This window comes from Rivularia sp. PCC 7116, assembly GCF_000316665.1.
Lineage (GTDB): Bacteria > Cyanobacteriota > Cyanobacteriia > Cyanobacteriales > Nostocaceae > Rivularia.
Map to the genome: position 1 here is coordinate 1,880,939 of NC_019678.1, position 21,245 is coordinate 1,902,183.

Here is a 21,245-nt window from a genome sequence, read left to right on the forward strand (position 1 = left end):
TTAGAGTAAATTTATGAAATTTTTTTGATGTATAAGTATATTTAGCAGTTTCGGGGGGAGCATCCCAATTTTGCAAAAAGCCCGCAGGCTATAAGCCTGGGGCTAATACTACGAAGCCCCTTCGGGTTCGCTAGTTTGGGGTACGGAAACCGACACCCCCAACTAGACTCACCACCTGCGTGGGCTATGAGAGTTTCCAAGCCCACGCAGGTGGGCTTTGTTTTTGTAGCCGCACCCTTCTAGGGTGTCGGATAAAGTATTTATTCAAAATTGGGATGCTCCCGTTTCGGGTGTTATCCCTTAAAAAATTTGATTTAGTTTGTTAAAAATTGTTTATTATACATAAAAACTTTTATAGAAAAATCGCACCGCTGATGAAGCATCCACTAAATCGATAAATCCCGTAGAAAGTAGAATTTATCAGTTTTCCAATCGGTACCTTTAATTCTTCCTAGGTAACCTGTTAATGGGGAAGAGAGTTCGATAAGGATTTCGTGCATTTCTTGAATATTTAAAATTATCTTCGGTGGATTAGAGATATCATAGGCACCACTTAGATATTCAATTCCTACTTCTCTATCAGCATTCTTAATTAACTTAACTATATGTACTCTGAGTCTAATATTTTGCCAATTATCATCAATATAACCATTAAGTTTAGCATCAGCATCTTCACCAAATGGCTCCTGTTCTAAACAAGGTTTTAATTGCCATAAATCGATAGAACCTGGGTATTTATCTTTAAGTTCAACCAGTCTTTGTAAGGTTTCAGGACGAATTACATTCATTTCATTTCCACTCGCAGTTAATTGTGCATCTTCTGTTAATTCACCCGCTGCCATTATTATTTTTATGCACTTGTTATATTGTCTTTGCAAATGTTTGTATCCCAACTTCACCAATTGGGCTGCGGTACCATCGGGGACTTTTTCTGTTTTAGTCGCTTTACATTCACCGACAACTTGATAAGGATATTCGCAATAGAAATCTAAACCACCAGCACCACCAGTTGAATTTGGATCTAAACTCGCTTTAGAATTGGTATTTTTATTATAGAAACCTAATTTAATTAAACTCTTGCGGACTACTTTCTCAAAAGTATCTCCATCGGAAGAATTACCAATATCAGCTATAGTATAAATCCAGTTTTTTTCTGAGATAACTTGTGAAAGTGTTTGTTGAGTTGTCCAACCCAAAAAGTTTTTTATATCTCGATCAAGTTGTTGTTTTGCTTCCGTAGAAGTTGTAGGGAGGTTTTCAATTGCAGCTTGTAACTCTTCCAAATTGGGGTGCGATGGTGACTGTAAATTTTCTAACTGAGTTTTGCGTATAGCGAAATTGCGATCGCTTAAAACTGGATTAATTTCAGAAACGTTTACAGGAGGAATTAAAGCAGCAAAAAAGTTTGTTAGCTGTGGTTTTCTAACTTCAATTGATTGAGGTAGATGATAAACCCGTAAGTAGGTTAGGAATATGTTTTGCCGTTGTGTAAGGATTGCTTGTAAACCCTGTGTGGTGAAAATTGTTAACTTTGATAAAGCGGCTAAAGAATTAACATCGTTAATAATTTGGCAGTCTTCACATTTAGCCCAAGCTTGAATTGAGAATCTTTTAGTATCTCTTTGAATAGCATATTGAGCAGTTGAAACAAAGGTTGATTTGTAATACTCTTCAACTGACAATGCAATATTCAACTCTTTTTTTGGATAAAGAGCAAATTGCCGGTGTGGATGGATAAACTTGCGGGTTATAGCTACAATAATTCGTCCCTGAATTAATGCTTCAATTTCAGGTGCCGGAAGACATAGCATTGTGTGAAGTGCAAATTTGCTCATTATTCATCAACCATTAATAAGTTGCTTATATACATCCTCAAAATCTGCTGATTCAGAATTAGTACTTTCCTCTGCTAGTACAGAATCATCTTCAATCACATCGTCAGGAACTTCATAGGAAGGATCGCTAAGAATTTCTTGTAGTAAAGGGTTACTTTCTCCTAGTTGATAATCTGTGGCTTTATCGGCAATAAACTGAAAAATTTGCTCCTCAGTTAATCCGTAATCTACATTACGTTTTTTATGCACCGAGCGAATTGCCAATAATGGTTTAATTTCTGATTCTTTCAATTCCACAAATTCGCCACCTTTCGATATTAGAGGCTTTAAATAAGTGTTATACAAATAATTACTAATTTCTTTGTCTTTAGATTTAGAACGAACTAAACAGCCACGGCTGAGATTGAATTTTTTCTCTTCATCAATCAATCTTTTGAATCCTGCTCCTAATGCTCTACCGCCACTATCTTGAAGTATTGCAACACCAATACAGACTTTTCTTCTGTTTTCAGTACCAATAATTTTGAAATTTAAGTACTTATCTTTACCAGCTTTTTTTGTGACCTTATCTGTAATTTCTTCGATAGTTACTTGTTCTACCGTATAACCAATTAATCTTTGAAAGTTAAATAACAAAGCATCAGCAAGTAAGAAATTATCATCCAAATTTTTACCTAACTTTTGTGCAAGTTCTGTTTTGAATGCTTCTTCAACTGGATCTAATAATTTGCTTTCTGGGCTTGAATCTTCTTCTTTTACTTCTCCAGTTTCGGGAGGTTTACAATTCTCTCTACACCACCGTAATACATTTCTGATAGGTGGCTTTTCTTCACTTAATTCTCTCAGATCAACTTCTGTAAATGGATAAGTTGCATAGGGAGGAACTAAATTTCGATCTTGATAGAATTGCTTTAACCACAAAGTAACTAGCTCAACAATCGAATCACCATCCATGTACCTTAAATCTATGGGATTGCCTTGAGCAGAAACTTTAGCAGCAACAGCAGCAGGTAATTTTTTAATTTGTTCAACCCATACCGCAGGCATCATGACAGTTAAAATGACACCTTTGCGAATATTTTCAAATAATTCTTTAACGAATCCAGCCACGACTTGAGCTTTAGTAAAACCATTATCATTAGATTCAGCCGAGTCTAATTCGTCAAAACAAATAACAAGTTCTTTGTAGTAACCAATTAAATTTAATATCTGTTTAACGGTATTAAAAGCTGAACCGCTATGTATAGGCAAACATAACTCCGAGGCTTTATTTTGAGATAATCCGTTACCAGATAACCAATTGATTGCGTATAGTGAGTGACTATCTGAAAGCGTCCAAAGTATAGCCCGAATAACATCGGGATTTTTTGCAGTAGAATTGTTTTTACAGAATGTATCTGTCAGGTTGTTAACCAACCTTTTGGTTATTATTAAGTTACTAATACCAAATTGTTTAACTAATTTTTTCGCTGATAAATGTTTAGTATTAGAGTTAATAGACTTTAGAGCATTATTTACTATAACTGCTGCTAGCTCTTGCCATTGCGTTACTCCTTCGTTACCAATCTTATTAAGGCTATCTGCTAAAGTACGCTGAAATCCTTGCTTTATATTATTCAAGTCACCAAATTGATTAGCGTAAATAAATAAAGCACCACCAAACGCTTGCAAACGATGACGAATACGACTAATAACGTGTGTTTTACCACTCCCAGCTTCAGCCGTAATTGTAATCGAAGTTCTCTGATATTGATTTGCACGAATCTGCTTAATTGCTTCAAATACAGCATCGGAAGCATGAGCATTTAAACTTGTAATATCGGGAAATTCTTTATCCCAAACTTCATCGTTACCTACATAAGGAGGTTGTGCAAAAGGATTATGAGCTTTGAGAGCTTCGTTAATCTCTTTAATAGGAGAAAAGCTAGAACTTGTCATGGTGCTAATTATTAATAATTCAAATACATTCACTACAACGTCAAGACAGATTAATTGCTTCAAGCAATGCGTTTAGCGTAGTAACGCAATCCACTTAGCTTGGTAGTTATTGAGTCTTCAGCTTTCTCCGGTGTGATATCTGTCATTTCTCCACCAATTAGCTGCAAAATATCTTTCTTCTGCATTTCCAACATCCACTGATTAAAATTGTCTCGGCTTACTTTCTCGCCAACTTCTTTTCTAATTCTGTAAATTGGCACCAAATTATCTAGGTTGTAATTCCGATTCAATTTATCGTAAACTTCCAACGTAATTTCTTTAAACTTGTCATAGGATGCAATTTCTTCGTTTGGAGAGTCTTTAATCTGGGCTTGATTCTGTAATTCAGTTGAATAGTTAGTTTTGCTCTGGTTTTCTCTAATCAACTTCAACAAAGCATTGGCAACCCAAGTTCCAATAGTATTATTTTCAAAATCCGTAGTCTTCAAACTTTCATCAAGCAATTCCCTGCCTTTAGGAAGTACCAAAGAGTAACCTTTCTTTGATTTTTCGATCGCTCCTATTTCTAATAGCTCATCAAACACGCTTTGATAATCTTTTGCTTTTTCTTTACTAGGCACAACTCTATCGTTTAGCTTTGCTTTCATCACTGACTCTTGCGCTTCAAATAAAGCTAAAAGCAAACGAGTTTTAGCTTGATTTTTTTTATTTTCTGAAAGAGTGTTTGTAACTGACATACTTAGTTTTTATTTTGACTTAAACTTGATTTAATTTAGACTAGTACAGTTTTTAAGTATTTGTGTGTGTTATAAAATACTTCTGAAATACTTGTATTTTTAAAAAAAATATATTCAGTTATTTAAAATACTTTTGAAGAAATTTTTATAGAAGCTAACCGAAGATGAGAAGGTTAACAATTATCTAACAAACATTAGTCTGGCATTTGCAAATCTAGAATTTATTAAAACAAAAACAAACCCTCGCAAAAACGAGCTGCAAAATGCACCCGAAATCAACATCGGTTTCACAATTCATACGCTAAAATTGCAGAATTTCGACCAAGCAATAAACTCTGCAATCCGCGTTGCCTAATTATTTTTAACGGAGCATGGTAGATAAAATTATAGTCACCCTAGATAGAAATTTATATGCACTCAATACCCATTACAATCACTAGCCAAAACCTTACCGAGTCATTGTGTTTGTGAGAAGCAAACTGCAATATCTATCTAGCCTTAATCGTTGCAACAGCCTGCTTTATCGTTACATTTTCATTACCTACATTGTCGTCTAAACTCGAAACGTACAGCGCTCGCTTTCAACTCTTAACTATCTCATTCGTGGCATAGTTGATGCGGAACACCCTGACGACATTACCATAATTCAAATATTAGGATGCGATTTCGGATTGCTCGGTTTCTACAGAGGAAGAAATTGTTGCACCATCCATTTCTCGTATCCATTTGAGCAACCCACCAACGAATTTACTTGCAACTATACTTCCAACTTGCTTGCCATAGAATTGGAAATCAAGGGTTTTAAGTCCTTCATCAAGCATTATCAAACCTCTATCGGTGAGCTTAATGCTTTCAACTTTGCTCTTGCGAGTACTGTGAATAGCACCAGCTTTTTCTAACTTCTTAAGAATAGAAGTATATTCTCCAGCTTTCTCGTTTTTGCGTTGTACGCTACCAGTTACTTCAGTTGTTTTAACTTCGGTTTTCATTCCTCCTAAATTCCATAGAGCAAGAAGCAAACGAGTTTCATCCTGAGTTTTCTTTTTAGAAACTTTGGTTTTAGCTGTAACTTTCTTGGTAGTAGTTTTCGCTTTTGCTATTGTCTTCTTGGCAGTGGTTTTAGCTTTTGCTACAGAAGAATTAGCAGCTTTAGTTTTGCTAGCTACTTTTTTAGTTTTTGCAGTAGTTTCAGAATTATTAATACTTGTAGACGCAGATGTTTGTGCTTTTACCTTCTTAGTAGTGCTAGCAGGTAATCGTTTACCAGCAACTTTTTTGCTAGTAGACTTCGCCTTTTCTACCTTGGTAGCAGCGGGTTTTTCTGATTTCTTAGTGGAAGATTTAACCTTTTCTACCTTGGTAGCAGCAGGTTTTTCTGATTTCTTGCTGGAAGACTTAACTTTTTCTACCTCGGTGCTGGCAACTAATCGTCTACTAGATACTTTTCTTCTTGTATTTTTAACTTTTCCTACAGTGGTGCTAGCAGACTTTGTTTTGCTCGATGCTTTTTTAGCTGTATTTTTCACTTCAGTTTCTGGAGTATTGCTTGAAACTTTAGACTCTACTGTTTGAGCTTCAGGCTTTACTTTTTTTGTGCTACTTTTTACTTTTGCCTTGGTAGCACTACTTTGAGCTTTAACCTTGGAAGAAGAACTTTTAGACTGAGCTTTCTTACTCTGCAAACGAGTTTTTCTAAGTGCCATTGAGGGTTAATAATGTTAGTTCACTTTCTAGAATAATCTAGTACTAAGTGTTTTCAGGGTATGATAAAAAACATCAGGGAATTTTCTAAGAAATTTTCTATGGATTTTTATTAAATAGTATTTTTATCTACAAAAAAAGGCAAAACTTCATAATTAAGTTTCGCCTTTTTATATATATTGAAATCCTCCGGGGATATACCTAGAAGTTTCTGTAAGTCTCAAATTACAGTAGCCCTATAGAATTTGTAAAAATTGCAGAGTCGAGAAATCCCGGTTTTTCCAAAAAAAGAATCGGGCTTCTTAATTCTTACTAAAGCTAGGTACTACATATCTCCTCAGCCGACTTAAATTATTTAAACTCTTCAAGCTGATCCATACGCAACCAAATATTAGGCGTAGGAACTTTTCCGAACTTTACCAAAGCATAATCGCCTTTGACATCTAAAATTTCCCCTTCAGTTTCAAATAAATAGGAAGGAAGACGAGAATCACTTGCTTTTGCTTCTACACTGTTTTCCAGTTTTTCACGGATAGCACGAACCATCGTTCCTTTTTTCACAGCCATAAACTTTCCTCTTTAATAAATAGGATTATTTTTACTCAGAATTGTAGCTTGAATGCGAAATCGGGAATTGGGAATTGGGAATTGGGCATTGGGCATTGGGCATTGGGCATAGAAACATATTCAGAAGCCAACAGCAATGGATTAACAGTTAACAATTGATAACTGCTAACTGCTAACTGCTCACTGCTCACTGCTCACTGCTCACTGCTCACTGCTGACACTCGGGACAAAAATGACTGGATCTTCCCGCTAACTTAATTCGCTCAATTGGATTGCTACAAGTTCGACAAGGTTCTCCGGTGCGGTTGTAAACCCAAGCTACATGTGCGTAGTTACCATTCACGCCTTGTACATTCAAGAAATTACTGAAAGTAGTACCACCAGCTTCAATACTAGTTTTTAAGACTTGAATAATCGCAGAATGCAGACGCTGTATCTGTTCTCTTTGCAAATTTAGACACAGGGTTTGGGGTTGTATTCTACTAAGAAACAACGCTTCATCAGCATAAATATTACCTAACCCCGCCACCACAGATTGATCTAGTAGCGCAGTCTTGATAGGGCGGCGGCGATTTTTGAGTTTGTCTGCAAGATAGTCTACAGTGAATTCTGTTGAAAAAGGGTCTGCTGCTAGCTTTGCTAAACCGGTAATAATGCTTTGCGTTTCAACCTTTGGAGGAACCCACCACATCTGACCAAAAGTACGCTGATCCACGAAGCGCAATTCCCATTCTTCACCAAAGAACAACCTGACTCGCGCGTGCTTGTGCAAAGGTTCATTTTGATTCAACCATAATAGCTGACCAGTCATTCGTAAATGAACCCCCAGGGAGGAGGAGGGGAGGCTGAAAGTGGCTAAGGAAGAAGAATTCTTGTCTCCTTGTTCCCTTGTCTCCTTGTCTTCTAAAACTGAACTAAGTTCTGCAATTAGGTACTTACCGCGACGATGCCAAGTTGTTATTTCCCTTTGTTGGAGACCATTTAAAAAATCTTCAGCAGAAAACGGGTAAGCAATGGTGCGATCGAGCAACACATCACCTCCCGTAATTTTCCGCTTAAGGGTTAATTGATTTAAACCCCGTCGGACTGTTTCAACTTCTGGTAGTTCTGGCACAATTTAACGTGACTCAGTTCCTTGATCTGGAGTACCTTCTTTCTGAACATTAGCTTCAGCAGATTCTGCTTGAGCACCTGTTTTACCAGTCGGTTTAGTACCTTGTCCGGTAGCACGTTGGCTTGGATTTACAGGTGTTTGCTTACCACCGGAAGCTTTTTTCGCTTTGGGTGCTTCGACTTCAACCAACTCATCTTGTGCAAAGTTATTGGTATTGATACCGGAGTAGTTAACTTTATCAAAACGGACAATTACCGGATATATAATGCCGCTTTTATCAACTGTAGCCACGGTTCCTACATCCTGATACCAATAAGATTCACGGCGGAGAACGCGCACTTTAGAACCACGTTGAACCATAAGTTTTTGCCTCTTTAATTATTTAATTGCCTTTTATGCATGGCTGTATTGATTTCACTTTACAACTTGAAGGACTCGCATATAGGCTTTGTTAAGTTATTTGTCTAGATTTGGAGATTGGGCATAGGGCATAGGGTATTGGGCATGGGACATGGGGCATTGGGGATTGGTAATTGGTAATTGGTAATTGGTAATTGGTAATTGAGCATCAGATTGTAGATTTTGGAGAGAAAGAGTAAAAAGTTAGGAATTAATAATCAGAACTTAAGAATTAACAGATGTGAACATAGGGATGAGGAAACAGGATTCAGTAATTATTAAATATCAATGCCCAATGCCCCATGCCCCATTCCCCATACCCAATGCCCAATTCTATGAATACGGTGTCTCGCCCCCTTGACAAAGGACTTGTTTTAGAATAATAAGGTGTTGTTCTTAAATTGTTCCCAAATATTTATTAAGAATTATTTCATGACTTAGTTAATACAAAAATACTGCCTTGGTTCCCTCTACCAATACGCAAGTCGTTATCCAAATAGGTGATGTCCAACCATCCCTGTTGTTGGCTACTTTTTATCGGAAAATCAATTGCCAGAAATTTCTTGCCCTCCGCAATTTCTTCAATAAAGTTTGCTGGATATTGGTAGTCTATTAAACGTTGCAGACCTATAATTGAACGTTCAAATTTAACTTGAACTCGCTTTGAGGAAACTGGCTCAAATTTTGCAGCGACACTAACTATACCTTCAAGAAATGGCAACCCATGAATTTCGGCAATGTTATAAACACTCCTAGTTTTTACGCGGATACACTGATAAATTTGACTTAGATTTGTTAGCGGTATGCGGTTAAGATTTAGTAGTTCGGTACTTGTCGTGTATAGTAAGCGCCAATCGCCTTCTAATAAATCGCTTTCAAGCGGATTTGCTGTTGGGTTAAAGTCTTCTAAGTTAGCGATCGCAGAATGAATGGCTTGTTTATCCGTCTGGGTTGCGTTACTGCCAAGATTTTTTCCGGCGATTAATTCCAACAAAGCAGTTTTTCTCATGGGTAGGGTGACCTTAATTCAGATTGATAATAAAAAGTAGATAAAAGGAGTCTATATGTATAGCACCACACAAATTCAAAGAAATATGTGCTGAATACTATGTAGCAATCATTAAGGAAAGACTTTTTTGTCGGATTTATCGACAAAAGAGTTGAATGAATAACTAAAATATTCTGTATCAAGTGATAGACTCTTAATGTCAAGTTAGTTCCTTATCTTCGTATCCAAAGTCTTTATGTTAAATTCTCCTTTATACGAAGTTCCCCGTAGCCGGAGAGCCTCTGTAATTCCATTAAAACAAGAATCTTCTTTATTAGACTGGTTGCAAGAAAACGGTCGTTTAATATCTCGCGATCCGGTAGAACCGCAAGCAGAAGAAAAACGACAAGATATCTCCTTGATGGGTATTGAAGAAGGCATCGGGGATTATGAGTTTGATGATGATGACGATGATGACGATGATGACGACGATGCTGCTCCTAGTGAAGACTAGCTCGTTGAGAACGGAAATTAGCACAAAATGGTGCTGAGAGTGTGATTTTTTTAAATAGTGTGGAGTGAAGGGAAATTTCCGTGGACGCTAAATTATCTCCAAACCAAGGTTTAAACCTTAATGGTATCCGTTTGGTTTCTTTGTTAGGTATAGGACTAGGTGCAATTGCACTAGTTTTAGATGGAGCGGCTTCTCGCTCTCCGTGGCAAGGAAATTCTTTAACCCTACCATTATTATTATCGGCTTTGATTGCTGCCGGATTGGGCTTTTGGGCTGTTCCTAGGCTGCAAGAGCTTAAGGCTGGGCAAATCATTCGTGAAGATGGACCCCAAGCTCATTTGAAGAAAGCCGGTACTCCGACGATGGGAGGCATATTTTTTGTTCCCGTCGCAATTGTAGTTGCTTGTGCTTTATCTAATTTCGCGACTGAGACTGTTGCCGTATCTGCTTTGACATTAAGCTACGGTTTTGTAGGCTGGATTGACGATTGGCAGATTCTTCGCCGTAAGTCAAACAAAGGTATTTCACCTAAAATGAAGCTGGCTTTACAAGTCGGTTTTGCGATTGCTTTTTGCGGATGGCTATTTGTTAGTCAGCCAGAAACTATTACGAGTATTTCTTTTCCCTTGGGCTTTTCTTTGCCTTTAGGGTGGTTGCTATTTTTACCTTTATCTTGTTTCGTAATGGTGGCAGAAAGTAACGCCACAAACTTAACTGACGGTGTTGATGGATTAGCTGCTGGTACAGCTTCAATCGCATTGTTAGCTTTAGCTGCTATTGTTGCTCCAACTTCAGTTGGATTAATGGTTTTCTGTGCATCTTTTAGCGGTGCTTGTCTGGGATTCCTAGCCCACAACCGTAATCCCGCTCGTGTTTTTATGGGAGATACAGGTTCCCTCGCATTAGGAGGAGGTTTAGCAGCGGTTGGACTGTTGTCTAATACTTTAGTGGCGCTGTTTATAATCAGCGGAATCTTCTTTGTAGAAACGCTTTCAGTAATGGCACAGGTAAGTTACTATAAAGCGACAAAAGGACCCGACGGCAAAGGTAAGCGTTTGTTCAAAATGGCACCTTTACATCACCATTTAGAACTTACTGGCTGGTCTGAACTACAGGTAGTTAGCGTATTTTACATTCTCGCTGCAATACTAGCTTCTGTAGCTTTCGCAGTTACTCAGATGTAAGTTTTGAAAAACAACTGAATAAACTTCGATCAAAACAATCCTTATCTAAAGTAAGGATTGTTTTTAATTTGTATATTGTTAGGAATTGGTCATTCAAAGATTGGAGGACAAGAATAATTTAAACCTTAAACCTTTGACCTTAAACCTTAATTATTCCGAACTCTTGTCTAATCCTAATTCGTTCTCTTCGGCGTAGCGTTCCATAAATCGCATAAAACGCTCCCATTCCTCAGCAGATTTCATTAAATATATAGCTTCTAATGCTTCTGGCTTACCGTTAATAAATTTACCTTTAACTTCACGGGTGACGATTTCCCCTTCTTCGTCAACCATGTACATTCCAGTAATTTCATCCGTGCTTCCTTCATCCAAAGCCTTCGGATTGGTAAAAATAAACGTTGCAGTACCGCTATCTCCACTACGCGAGCGTGTTAAACGTACTTCTGGAATTACTTCTTCGTTGACACCTCTTGAAAATTGTATTTTTGCCATAGTGCGTGTAATTTAAATTCTTCAGATGATTAAACCATTATTCTCTCATCATTTAGAACCAAGGTGTAATATTTTGTTGAGGGAGTAGGGAGTAGCAAGTAGCAAGTAAATAATTAATCTCTCCCCCGTCTTCCCGCTCTCCCCCCTCTCCCATCTCTCACTGAGCCTCACGCTCAAGCACTAACGTCACGGGACCGTCGTTTTCTATTGATACTTGCATCATTGCGCCAAATTTTCCCGTCTGTACCCGTAAACCACTAGTATGCAATTTGTTCACGAAACAATCATATAGATTTTCAGCTATTTTCGGAGAAGCGGAACGGTCGAAAGAGGGACGACGACCTTTGCGACAGTCACCATAAAGAGTAAATTGACTTACTACTAACAATTCTCCACCTATTTCCAATACCGATTTTTGCCAACGGCTATTTTCTGCTGATTCTGGAAACAGCCGTAAATCCAAGCATTTACGCGCCATCCACTCTAATTCTACTTCGGTGTCAGTTTCGGCTATTCCTACAAGTAAATTGAGTCCGGAGCCTATTTTGCCGATAATTTCACCATCAACGGTAACTTGAGATGATTTTACTCGCTGGATAATTACGCGCATGAATTCAGTTAGCAGTTATCAGTTATCAGTTATCAATAAAAGTTCGTAGTAAAAACTTAAGTCCTTAGATTCGGAGCTAAAGCTAGTTACTACAAACCTTTATTTATGTTTCGTTATTTCCCAAAACCTTTACCTTTGTTGTCAGAAGGGATACATACGCAGCTTTCTATCTGCTTTAATAGTCCTTCTTCATCCAGATTTTGACCAATTAACACTAATTGATTTTTCTTTTCACCTTTCCACTCGTCATCGTCGAGGGTAAAGCGTTTTCCGCAAAGATGGAAAATATGTCTTTTGGGACTTTCGTCAAACCACATTATCCCCTTACCACGGAAAATGTTGTCGGGTAATTGGTTATCAAGAAAATACTGGAATTTACGGATAGATAATGGTTTGTCGCTTACAAAAGATACCGACGTAAAGCCATCATTCTCTAAGTGGTGTGAATGATGGTCGTGGTCGTGATGGTGGTCGTGTTCGTGGTCGTGACCGCATTCTGAATGGTCGTGTTCGTGGTCGTGATGGTCGTGGTGGTCGTGTTCGTGGTGGTCGTGATTGTGGTCGTGGTGGTCGTGGTTGTGTTCTTCGGCAGCGTCAAAATACTTATCTGACTCGAACAAACCGACGCTAAGAATTAAAGGTAAAGGTACTTGGGATTTTGTGGTGCGGAGAATTCTTGCTCCTTCTTTAATATCTCGAACTTTTATTTCTAAAGCATCTAAATCGGCTTCATCAACTAAATCTGCTTTGTTGAGAACAATTACATCACCGTAAGCGATTTGGCTAAAAGCAGCTTCGGAGTTGAATAAATCCATGCTGTAATTAGCTGCGTCTACCATAGTCACGATGGAATCCAAACGAGTTAAATCTCGTAATTCGGTTCCCAGAAAAGTTAATGCAACGGGTAAAGGATCTGCCAAGCCAGTTGTTTCTACAACCAGATAATCTATATTTTCTTGGCGTTCCATCACTTTGTAAACGGCATCCACCAAATCGCTATTGATGGTACAGCAGATACAGCCGTTATTTAGCTCCACCATATTATCGTCGGTGGAAACTACTAATTCGTTATCAATGCCAATTTCGCCAAATTCATTTACCAAAACAGCAGTTTTCAAACCCTGCTGATTGGTCAAGATATGATTGAGTAGAGTTGTCTTACCGCTACCGAGGAATCCAGTGATAATCGTGACTGGTAATCCTTTTTTCGTTTCTTCCATTGCCCGATCTGAAGTTGCTGTTGATTGCATGGCGAGAACAGTAGATTAACTAGAATTGGAAAAGAATTAAAAATAATAATGTAGCGTAGGTAGTAACGCAAAACCGCTTTATGTTAATTATTGCGTATCTATATTTAAAAATTAATTGGTCATGACCCTAACAGTTTACAACAGTCTCACCCGTCGCCAAGAACCCTTCAAAACAGTAGAACCAACAAAAGTTAAGATGTATTACTGCGGCGTGACGGTTTATGATTACTGCCATTTGGGTCATGCTAGAGCTTGCATTGTTTGGGATGTTGTACGGCGCTATTTACAATTTAGCGGTTATCAAGTGCGTTACGTACAGAATTTCACCGATGTTGACGATAAGATTTTGAAGCGAGCTAGGGAAGAAAGCTCGTCAATGGAAGCCGTTGCCGAAAAATATATCAAGGCGTATTTTGACGATATGAGCCGTTTAAACGTCAAAGAAGCTGACGAATATCCCCGCGCTACTCAAACAATGGACGGAATTAAGCGATTAATTCACGAGTTGGAAAATAAGGATTTTGCTTATCCGTCAAGCGGTGATGTTTATTATGCCGTACAGAAATTTGATGAGTATGGCAAGCTTTCCGGACGTAAATTAGAAGATATGCAGGCTGGAGCCAGCGAAAGAGTAAATGTAGAAGATGCGGAATATCAAAAGAAAAGATATCAATTTGATTTTGCATTGTGGAAAGCAGCCAAACCAGAAGAACCAGCTTGGGATTCACCTTGGGGAAAAGGTCGTCCGGGATGGCACATTGAATGCTCTGCAATGGTTCGAGAGCGTCTGGGAGAAACCATTGATATTCATACAGGTGGAGCCGATTTAATTTTCCCCCACCACGAAAACGAAATTGCTCAATCGGAAGCCGTCACGGGTAAACCTTTAGCTAATTTTTGGCTGCACAACGGCATGGTGAAAGTTGACGGTGAAAAAATGTCTAAGTCATTGGGCAACTTTATTACTATTCGCCAACTACTCGATAAAGGCGTTGAACCAATGGCTGTGCGGTTATTTGTACTTACAGCACAGTATCGTAAACCGATTGATTTCACCGACGAAGCCATCCAAGCAGCTACTAATGGTTGGAATACTCTCAAGGAAGGTTTGCTTTTTGGCGATCGCTATGGCGAGAAATTGAATTGGGACATTGGAGATGGGGCATTGGGCATTGATGAAAATTCTTACACTAAGCGTTTTCAGGAAGCTGTAAATAATGACTTTAATTTTTCTAGCGGTTTGAGCGTACTTTTTGAATTAGCCAAAGAACTCGCAAAAGAAGGAAATATCTTAGTACATCAAGGTAAAACAGAAACCGCACCCAAAAAATTACAAAAAATGTGGCAAACATTAGTTACATTAGCCGATGTACTGGGTTTAGAAGCTCAACTAGAATCCCTTGAGACAAATAATAATGGTTTCAGCGACGAACAAATAGAAGAATTGATTCAAAAAAGGCAAGAAGCAAGAAAATCGAAGAATTTCGCCGAATCCGACCGCATCCGCGACGAATTACAAGCTCAAGGAATAGCCTTAATTGATAGTAAAGAAGGTACAAAATGGCATAGGAATCAGTGAACAGTGAACAGTGAACAGTGAACAGTTATCAGTTATCAGTTATCAGTTAAAAGTGAGCAGTTAGGATTTATTAATTATTTGCTTGTCTCCCCCTCTCCCCCCTCTCCCCTATCTCCCCACCTCTATGTCAGAAAAGCGTAAATCTTTCAGTTTGTCCGATATTTTGCTGGTTATTGCTGGATTTTTTCTGGTAATTTTACTGTGGCAATTACGAAGTTTATTGTTAACTTTGATGATTGCTACGGTACTTGCGGCTACTATTTCACCTTTTGTTGATGCTCTGGAAAAATTTCGTTTTCCCCGTTGGTTGGGGGTGATTCTATTTTATGTGGGTTTGATTGCGCTATTTATTGGAGTCGGTTTATTAATTGGACCTTCTGTTTCCGAACAAATCCAGCGTTTAGCCCGCAGATTTCCGGTTTATTTGGATAGTTTGACTGTAAGTATTGAAAATTTAGCGGAGCGAGTGGGAATCACTCAGTTGGAAACTATAGAACAATTTTTCGATATTCAAGCGCTAACTAATGGCTTGTTTCGTTCCAGTCAAAAGCTGGTTTTACGTTCTTTTGGAGTAACTTTTGGTATTCTTGGTGCTGCTATTAATATAATTTTGGCTGTGGTAATTTCTGGCTATATGGCTGCTGGAAGCAAAAGTTTAATTAAGGGTTTGGTCAGCTTGTTTCCACAACCGTGGGATGAACGTCTTGAAGCACAAGTTTTACCAATTTCTCGACGGATGGGGGGATACGTTCAAGGAAGAGTTTTAGTTTCAACGATTTTAGGTATTGCTATTACCCTTGCTTTAAGAGTTTTAGGTCTTTCCGAATTTGCTTTGGCATTGGGTACTATTGCGGCGTTTACTAATTTTATCCCGTTTGTTGGGCCAGTCTTGGGAGCGATTCCAGCTTTGATTGTCGCCATTCCCCAAGGAGGATTAACTTTTACATGGGTATTATTGTTATTCGTAATTATTCAAAATATTGAAACCTACGTTTTAGATCCTTTATTAGTGGGTAATACTGTAAGAGTTCACCCTTTTTATCAACTGTTAGCGGTATTGGGAGGAACCCAAGTTTTGGGAATTATCGGGGCTGTGATTGTCCCACCTTGGGTGGCAGGAATAACAGTACTTTTGGAAAATCTGTATCTTCGTCCAAAATTGCTAGCTGAAAAACATTTACCAGCTAACAGCGAACAGTTAACAGCGAACAGTTAACAATAAGCAATTACCAATTACCGATGCCCAATGCCCGATACCCCATATCCAATGCCAAATTAATTTCAATAAAGAAAAAACTTTACAAATAATAGCTGCAAAAGTTGACGTTTTGTAGTAAATAATATAGTCTCCCCCTTCCTTGCACTAATTTTTTGTAGTATGTGGTCTGAACTGAAAAAAGCAATTAATGATATAAATGTTTCTGCTGACTGGATTGGTATTAGAGCAGTCAATGAAACATCCTCAAATCGTTCTGTTCGGGATGCTTTACCCCAGAGCAATGGTAAGTCTTCGAGTGTAGGAGTTATGGTCGAAGTCTTAGTTAACGGCTGTTTGGGCTATGGAGCTACTAATTCTTTTGAATTGGATGCACTGCAAGCTGCTGCCCAAACAGCTTATAAACAAGCGCTTGCAGCAAGTGAATGGTGGATACATCCATTCGAGAAAATGACCGAACGTCCCAAAGTTGTGGGTGAATATACTTCACCGTTGGGTTCTCTCGATCGATTAAACCCAGGGGAAATTAATGATTTGCTGGTGCGTATATGTAAAAAGTTAAAAGTTGATGACAAAATTGTTCAGACTACAGCTAGCGCTACGACTACTGAAAAGAATACTTGGTTTGTCAGCAGTAACGGGTCAGAAATTTATCAGAAATTTTTGTCATTCAGCACTCATTTCGGAGCTACTGCACAAGATGGTTTGATTGTGCAGCAACGGACTAACAATGGTTGGTCGGCGCATTGCTATCAAGGGCTTTTAGACTTTGGGCAAGAAGGTTTATGGCATCGCGTGCAACAGGTTGGGGAGCAAGCAGTAGAACTGTTAAGTGCGGAAGAATGTCCAAATACTCGGACTAATTTAGTTTTAGCTCCAGACCAAATGATGCTACAAATTCATGAAAGTGTAGGACATCCTTTGGAAATTGACCGGATTTTGGGTGATGAGCGAAACTATGCTGGTGGCAGTTTTGTCAAAGCTGATGATTTTGGTCGTTTGGGTTATGGTTCTGCGGCAATGAATATTACTTTCGATCCTACTGTTAAAGGTGAATTTGCCAGCTATGGTTTTGATGATACTGGTGCTGTAGCAACGCGAGAATACGTAATCGAAGAAGGTGTATTGCAGCGAGGTTTAGGAAGTTTGGAAAGTCAGGCTAGAAGCGGAGTTGATGGGGTTGCTTGTGCCCGTGCATGTTCTTGGAATAGACCACCAATCGACCGCATGGCTAATTTGAATTTAGAACCTGGTGAATCCAGTTTTGAAGAAATTATTGCCGGTATACAACATGGGGTTTACATGGAGTCTAACCGTTCTTGGTCAATAGATGACCGTCGATATAAATTTCAATTTGGCTGCGAATACGGTAAATTGATTGAAGACGGTAAGCTCACAAAAACCCTGCGAAATCCCAATTATAGAGCTACTACCCCAGAATTTTGGCAGAGTTTAATTAAAGTAGGCGATAAATCTACTTGGAAAATGTACGGTACTGCTTACTGCGGTAAAGGAGAACCAAACCAAGCAATTTCCGTAGGACATGGCTCCCCGGTTTGTTTATTTACAAATGTTGAAGTTTTCGGAGGAGGGTAGGGGATAGGTGATGGGTAATAGGGAGTGAAGGAAAACTTCTTAATTATGAATTTCTAACTCAAGATTAAGCTGCTACTTTTTGAATTTGTTGTAGATCAGCTTATTGACGATTACCGATTACCAATTACCAACTACCAATTACCAATTCAAAATCTAAAATCTAAAATCAATTTGACTGTATTACGTTCATGAAAAACGAAGAGATATCTGCTTTGGAAGTCAGCTTCAATCAACTTTTTAAATATCTTTTAGATAAAAAGAAACCAGAGGAAGAGTTTACTTTTAAACTTAATAAAGAACGCAGTCAGTTTACTCGGTTTAATCGTGCAAAAGTACGGCAAACTGGAATTGTTGCGGATGCCTCAATTGAACTAACTTTAATTGCGGATCGGCGTAGTAGTTGTCGCATCTTTCCTGTTAGCGGTAATTGGGAATTAGATTCCCAGCAGGCATATACTTATTTGCAGGAATTAAGAGAAGAATTGCCTTTATTACCTGTAGATCCATATCTTGTTTTACCTAATGGTACTCAAACGACTCGGGATATTTATTCGGGAAATTTATTAGCCGAGGAAGATGTTGCGAAAACGGTTTTAGAAGCAGTTACAAATTTGGATTTTACTGGATTTTATGCAGGGGGTATTGTAGCCCAAGGTTATGCTGATTCTGGTGGTAAGAAACATTGGTTTAGTACCGATACTTTTACATTAGATTATTCAATATTTACCGATTCAGGACAAGCCGTGAAAGGCTTTTTCGCTGGAAATGATTGGAACAATCAAGCTTACTCAGATAAAATTTCTCAAGCTAAGCAGCAACTAGAATTACTTTCTCGTCCTTCTAAACAAATACCGCGAGGACATTATAAAACTTATTTTGCTCCTGCTGCGGTTGCAGAGTTGTTAATAATGCTTTCTTGGGGTGGTTTAAGCGAAGCCGATATTCAGCAGGGAAACAGCGCTTTAGCAATGCTTGCAAGTAAAGAAAAGACGCTTTCTCCAAAATTTAGCTTACGCGAAAACTTTCAAACTGGTTTAGTTCCGCGTTTCAACGAATGGGGAGAAATGGCTCCTTTAGAATTACGTTTAATTGAGAAAGGTGCTTTATCGAATACTTTAGTTAATTCTCGTAGCTCTATTGAGTATGACAAAGACGCAAATGGTGCTAATAGCTCCGAGTCTTTACGCTCCCCGCAAATTAGTCGAGGAAATTTACCTTCTGAGAAGATTTTATCTATTTTAGATACAGGGCTATATGTATCTAATTTGCACTACCTAAATTGGAGCGATCGCCCTTCTGGAAGAATTACGGGTATGACTCGTTATGCTTGCTTCTGGGTTGCGAATGGCGAAATAGTGGCACCGATAGAAGATTTACGATTTGATGACAGTTTATACAACTTTTGGGGCAATAACCTAATAGATTTTACGGATAAAACCGAATTTATTCCCGAAGTTGGAACTTATGATAATCGTCAGCTTGGCGGTAGTATGGTTCCGGGAATGTTGGTGGAAGACTTTACTTATACGCTTTAGGATTACTCGACGATCAAATATTCCCCAGACTTTTAATCTGGGGCTAATAAAAAATCAGCGATTAAATATACAACTCTAAGCAAAAAATAAGTAATTATCTCATTATAATCGGGATTATATTAGATGTTTTTGTGATAAATAAAACCTTATGAATACTTAAGGTTACTCCCATTAAGAGTGGAAGATTACCCATGTTGAGTGAGAGAGAAATTGTATAGGAAATTTGATAAGCGAAACGGGAGTAAGAAGGTAATGGGTTAAATGCTTAACTGAGTATTATTGTAGTGACTCATCAAAAGTTAATGAGTTTAACGATTCGTTGGACGGGTTTTTGTAAAAAGCAATATGGATAACTTGCCATCAATTGAAGCTTTTTTTGATTATGGAAATTTTGAATATTTGGAAGCTAAGAGTAAATAATCTGAAGTATTTATGTGAAAACTATCTATTTCTCTGAGCCCCGTAAAATACAATATCTTTTAAACTCAAGTAAAAGACTAGAGCAGATAATAGAAGTTGTTGAAACTGTAAAATTGGGTCTAATCGCCAGCCTTGAAATAGTAAAATAAAACCCGAAAATACGATAAAAATTGGAAAAACAAGCAATTGAATCAGATAAAAGGTTCTTGCCGAACTACTGATTCTATTCCAAATTCTCGTTAATTTAACTATTAGGAATATTAAATAAAATAAGCCGAAAATCATTTGAAGTAATCCTAGCAAAGATGCCGGATTAGTGCCAATATTAACTTGAGCTAAATAAAACATTTGTAATAACTGTTTATTAGGTTTTATTTTCTACAAGTATATCTTTCTATTTCTTTTTAACATTCTTACCAGGATAACCGCGCTGGGGTGACTGTTTTTCTGGATAAAGCTGCTGTCTACCGTTACGAATAATCTTTAACGATTCGTTGAGTTCATGCTCCATATGTTCTAAAACATTATCAGCATATTGATCTGCACCTTGAGCAATTTGTTCGGCTTCTTCCATTGCTAAACGACGCATTTCTTCTATTTCTTGCTGACAAGCACGTCGTTTGCGTTCGATTTCATCAAGAGTTTCTTGCATTATCTGCTCGCACTCTTGCTGTACTTGTCGGCTCAATTGTTCGGTTTGTTGTTCGGCTTGTCTGATGATATCGCTTTCATTGAGCACTTGCGCTCTTTTCGCTTGTGCTGCTTCCACCATTTGCTGCCCGTAAGCTTCTGCTTCTAAAAGAATTTCTTCTTTTTGCTGAATAGTTAATACTGCTTCTTGGAAAGCATCAGGTAAAGATAAGCGGATAAAATCAAGCTGTTCGAGCATTTTTTCTTCATCTACCAAAGTTCTTCCCGTTAAAGGAATGCGAAAGCTGGTAAGAATTATTTCTTCTAAACGGTTAAGTTCCTGCTGAATATCTACGCTTCCCGACTGTTGGGGAAACTGTTGAGGGGGCTGACTTCCGTTCTGTCCGTTTTGATTGGGTTCGATACCGTTTGGTTGTGGGTGAAGCATTTGTATGTATCCAAAGCAACGTGAGGGGGAACGAGATGATTAATAGAACCACCAAACCTTGCAATCTCTTTTACCACACTACTACTTAAAAAACTATATTCATTTGACGTTGCTAAAAACACAGTTTCTATGTCGGTGGAAAGAGTTTTATTGGTGTGTGCCATTTGCAGTTCAACTTCAAAGTCGGAAATTGCCCTTAAGCCCCTTAACAAAACTTTTGCTTTGTGCATGTGAGCATATTCGACAGTTAAACCTTCAAAAGCATCTATTTCTACATTATCTAGATGTGTGGTAGATTGACGTATTTGTTCTAAACGTTGTTGCACGCTGAACAATGGAGTTTTATTGGGATTACGTAATACAGCAACAATGATTTGTGAAAATAGCTGACTACCGCGCTCAATAATATCAAGATGTCCCAGGGTTACGGGGTCAAAACTTCCAGGATAAATCGCAATCATTACACTTAGTTATTTTTAACTTCAGTAATTG

19 protein-coding genes and 1 pseudogene are annotated in these 21,245 nt (G+C 38.2%); 6 read left to right on the forward strand and 14 right to left on the reverse strand.

Annotated elements, in window-relative coordinates:
• Positions 1–386 precede the first annotated feature (386 nt).
• The 8 genes and pseudogenes from RIV7116_RS07235 to RIV7116_RS07270 form a co-directional block, all read right to left on the reverse strand.
• Positions 387–1,835, reverse strand: coding sequence for a DUF1802 family protein (locus tag RIV7116_RS07235; protein ID WP_015117632.1), 1,449 nt, complete (start codon positions 1,833–1,835; stop codon positions 387–389).
• A gap of 6 nt (positions 1,836–1,841) precedes the next feature.
• The gene (locus tag RIV7116_RS07240; RefSeq protein ID WP_015117633.1) at positions 1,842–3,773 is read right to left on the reverse strand and encodes a P-loop NTPase fold protein; all 1,932 of its coding nucleotides are present in this window, start codon (positions 3,771–3,773) and stop codon (positions 1,842–1,844) included.
• Between the two features lie 59 nt (positions 3,774–3,832).
• Positions 3,833–4,510: a hypothetical protein gene (locus RIV7116_RS07245; protein ID WP_015117634.1), complete on the reverse strand. Its 678-nt coding sequence runs from the start codon at positions 4,508–4,510 to the stop codon at positions 3,833–3,835.
• Between the two features lie 653 nt (positions 4,511–5,163).
• The gene (locus RIV7116_RS33695; RefSeq protein ID WP_015117635.1) at positions 5,164–6,213 is read right to left on the reverse strand and encodes a hypothetical protein; all 1,050 of its coding nucleotides are present in this window, start codon (positions 6,211–6,213) and stop codon (positions 5,164–5,166) included.
• 349 nt (positions 6,214–6,562) lie between these two features.
• Positions 6,563–6,778 carry an NAD(P)H-quinone oxidoreductase subunit O gene (locus RIV7116_RS07255; protein ID WP_015117636.1) on the reverse strand — a complete coding sequence of 72 codons (216 nt, stop codon included), beginning with the start codon at positions 6,776–6,778 and terminating at the stop codon, positions 6,563–6,565.
• 208 nt (positions 6,779–6,986) lie between these two features.
• Positions 6,987–7,892: a DNA-formamidopyrimidine glycosylase gene (locus tag RIV7116_RS07260; protein WP_015117637.1), complete on the reverse strand. Its 906-nt coding sequence runs from the start codon at positions 7,890–7,892 to the stop codon at positions 6,987–6,989.
• A 153-nt stretch (positions 7,893–8,045) separates the two neighbouring features.
• Positions 8,046–8,252 (reverse strand): annotated as a pseudogene (locus RIV7116_RS36860) (photosystem I reaction center subunit IV); the annotation flags it as partial.
• 469 nt (positions 8,253–8,721) lie between these two features.
• Positions 8,722–9,300 carry a PAP/fibrillin family protein gene (locus RIV7116_RS07270; RefSeq protein ID WP_015117639.1) on the reverse strand — a complete coding sequence of 193 codons (579 nt, stop codon included), beginning with the start codon at positions 9,298–9,300 and terminating at the stop codon, positions 8,722–8,724.
• A 235-nt stretch (positions 9,301–9,535) separates the two neighbouring features.
• Between RIV7116_RS07270 and RIV7116_RS07275 the strand changes: the two genes are divergently transcribed.
• Together RIV7116_RS07275 and mraY are read left to right on the forward strand one after the other, a co-directional pair.
• The gene (locus RIV7116_RS07275) at positions 9,536–9,793 is read left to right on the forward strand and encodes a DUF3134 domain-containing protein (RefSeq protein ID WP_015117640.1); all 258 of its coding nucleotides are present in this window, start codon (positions 9,536–9,538) and stop codon (positions 9,791–9,793) included.
• An 80-nt stretch (positions 9,794–9,873) separates the two neighbouring features.
• Entirely contained in the window at positions 9,874–10,977 is a 1,104-nt protein-coding gene (gene mraY / locus RIV7116_RS07280; protein WP_015117641.1) for a phospho-N-acetylmuramoyl-pentapeptide-transferase, read from the forward strand.
• Between the two features lie 150 nt (positions 10,978–11,127).
• Here the strand turns inward: mraY and psb28 are convergent, their stop codons facing one another.
• From psb28 to RIV7116_RS07295, 3 genes are all read right to left on the reverse strand, one after another.
• Complete coding sequence (psb28, locus tag RIV7116_RS07285) at positions 11,128–11,469, reverse strand: photosystem II reaction center protein Psb28 (protein WP_015117642.1); 342 nt, start codon at positions 11,467–11,469, stop codon at positions 11,128–11,130.
• Positions 11,470–11,626: 157 nt separating this feature from the next.
• A complete protein-coding gene (dtd, locus tag RIV7116_RS07290) occupies positions 11,627–12,079 on the reverse strand; it encodes a D-aminoacyl-tRNA deacylase (protein ID WP_015117643.1) in 453 nt (150 codons plus the stop codon).
• A gap of 113 nt (positions 12,080–12,192) precedes the next feature.
• A complete protein-coding gene (locus tag RIV7116_RS07295) occupies positions 12,193–13,329 on the reverse strand; it encodes a GTP-binding protein (protein ID WP_015117644.1) in 1,137 nt (378 codons plus the stop codon).
• 121 nt (positions 13,330–13,450) lie between these two features.
• Between RIV7116_RS07295 and cysS the strand changes: the two genes are divergently transcribed.
• The 4 genes from cysS (at position 13,451) to RIV7116_RS07315 (ending at position 19,255) form a co-directional block, all read left to right on the forward strand.
• Positions 13,451–14,908 carry a cysteine--tRNA ligase gene (gene cysS, locus RIV7116_RS07300; RefSeq protein ID WP_015117645.1) on the forward strand — a complete coding sequence of 486 codons (1,458 nt, stop codon included), beginning with the start codon at positions 13,451–13,453 and terminating at the stop codon, positions 14,906–14,908.
• A 124-nt stretch (positions 14,909–15,032) separates the two neighbouring features.
• On the forward strand, positions 15,033–16,124 hold the full coding sequence (locus tag RIV7116_RS07305) for an AI-2E family transporter (protein WP_015117646.1): 1,092 nt from the start codon (positions 15,033–15,035) through the stop codon (positions 16,122–16,124).
• 162 nt (positions 16,125–16,286) lie between these two features.
• Entirely contained in the window at positions 16,287–17,720 is a 1,434-nt protein-coding gene (locus tag RIV7116_RS07310) for a TldD/PmbA family protein (protein WP_015117647.1), read from the forward strand.
• 188 nt (positions 17,721–17,908) lie between these two features.
• Complete coding sequence (locus tag RIV7116_RS07315) at positions 17,909–19,255, forward strand: TldD/PmbA family protein (RefSeq protein WP_015117648.1); 1,347 nt, start codon at positions 17,909–17,911, stop codon at positions 19,253–19,255.
• A 441-nt stretch (positions 19,256–19,696) separates the two neighbouring features.
• Here the strand turns inward: RIV7116_RS07315 and RIV7116_RS37550 are convergent, their stop codons facing one another.
• From RIV7116_RS37550 to coaD, 3 genes are read right to left on the reverse strand one after another with little or no spacing between them, the layout of a single operon-like run.
• Positions 19,697–20,023: a Ycf66 family protein gene (locus RIV7116_RS37550; protein WP_015117649.1), complete on the reverse strand. Its 327-nt coding sequence runs from the start codon at positions 20,021–20,023 to the stop codon at positions 19,697–19,699.
• Positions 20,024–20,069: 46 nt separating this feature from the next.
• Positions 20,070–20,753 carry a hypothetical protein gene (locus RIV7116_RS07325; protein WP_015117650.1) on the reverse strand — a complete coding sequence of 228 codons (684 nt, stop codon included), beginning with the start codon at positions 20,751–20,753 and terminating at the stop codon, positions 20,070–20,072.
• Positions 20,657–21,214 carry a pantetheine-phosphate adenylyltransferase gene (gene coaD / locus RIV7116_RS07330; RefSeq protein ID WP_015117651.1) on the reverse strand — a complete coding sequence of 186 codons (558 nt, stop codon included), beginning with the start codon at positions 21,212–21,214 and terminating at the stop codon, positions 20,657–20,659. The genes RIV7116_RS07325 and coaD overlap by 97 nt, the downstream gene beginning before the upstream one ends.
• Positions 21,215–21,245: the final 31 nt, after the last annotated feature.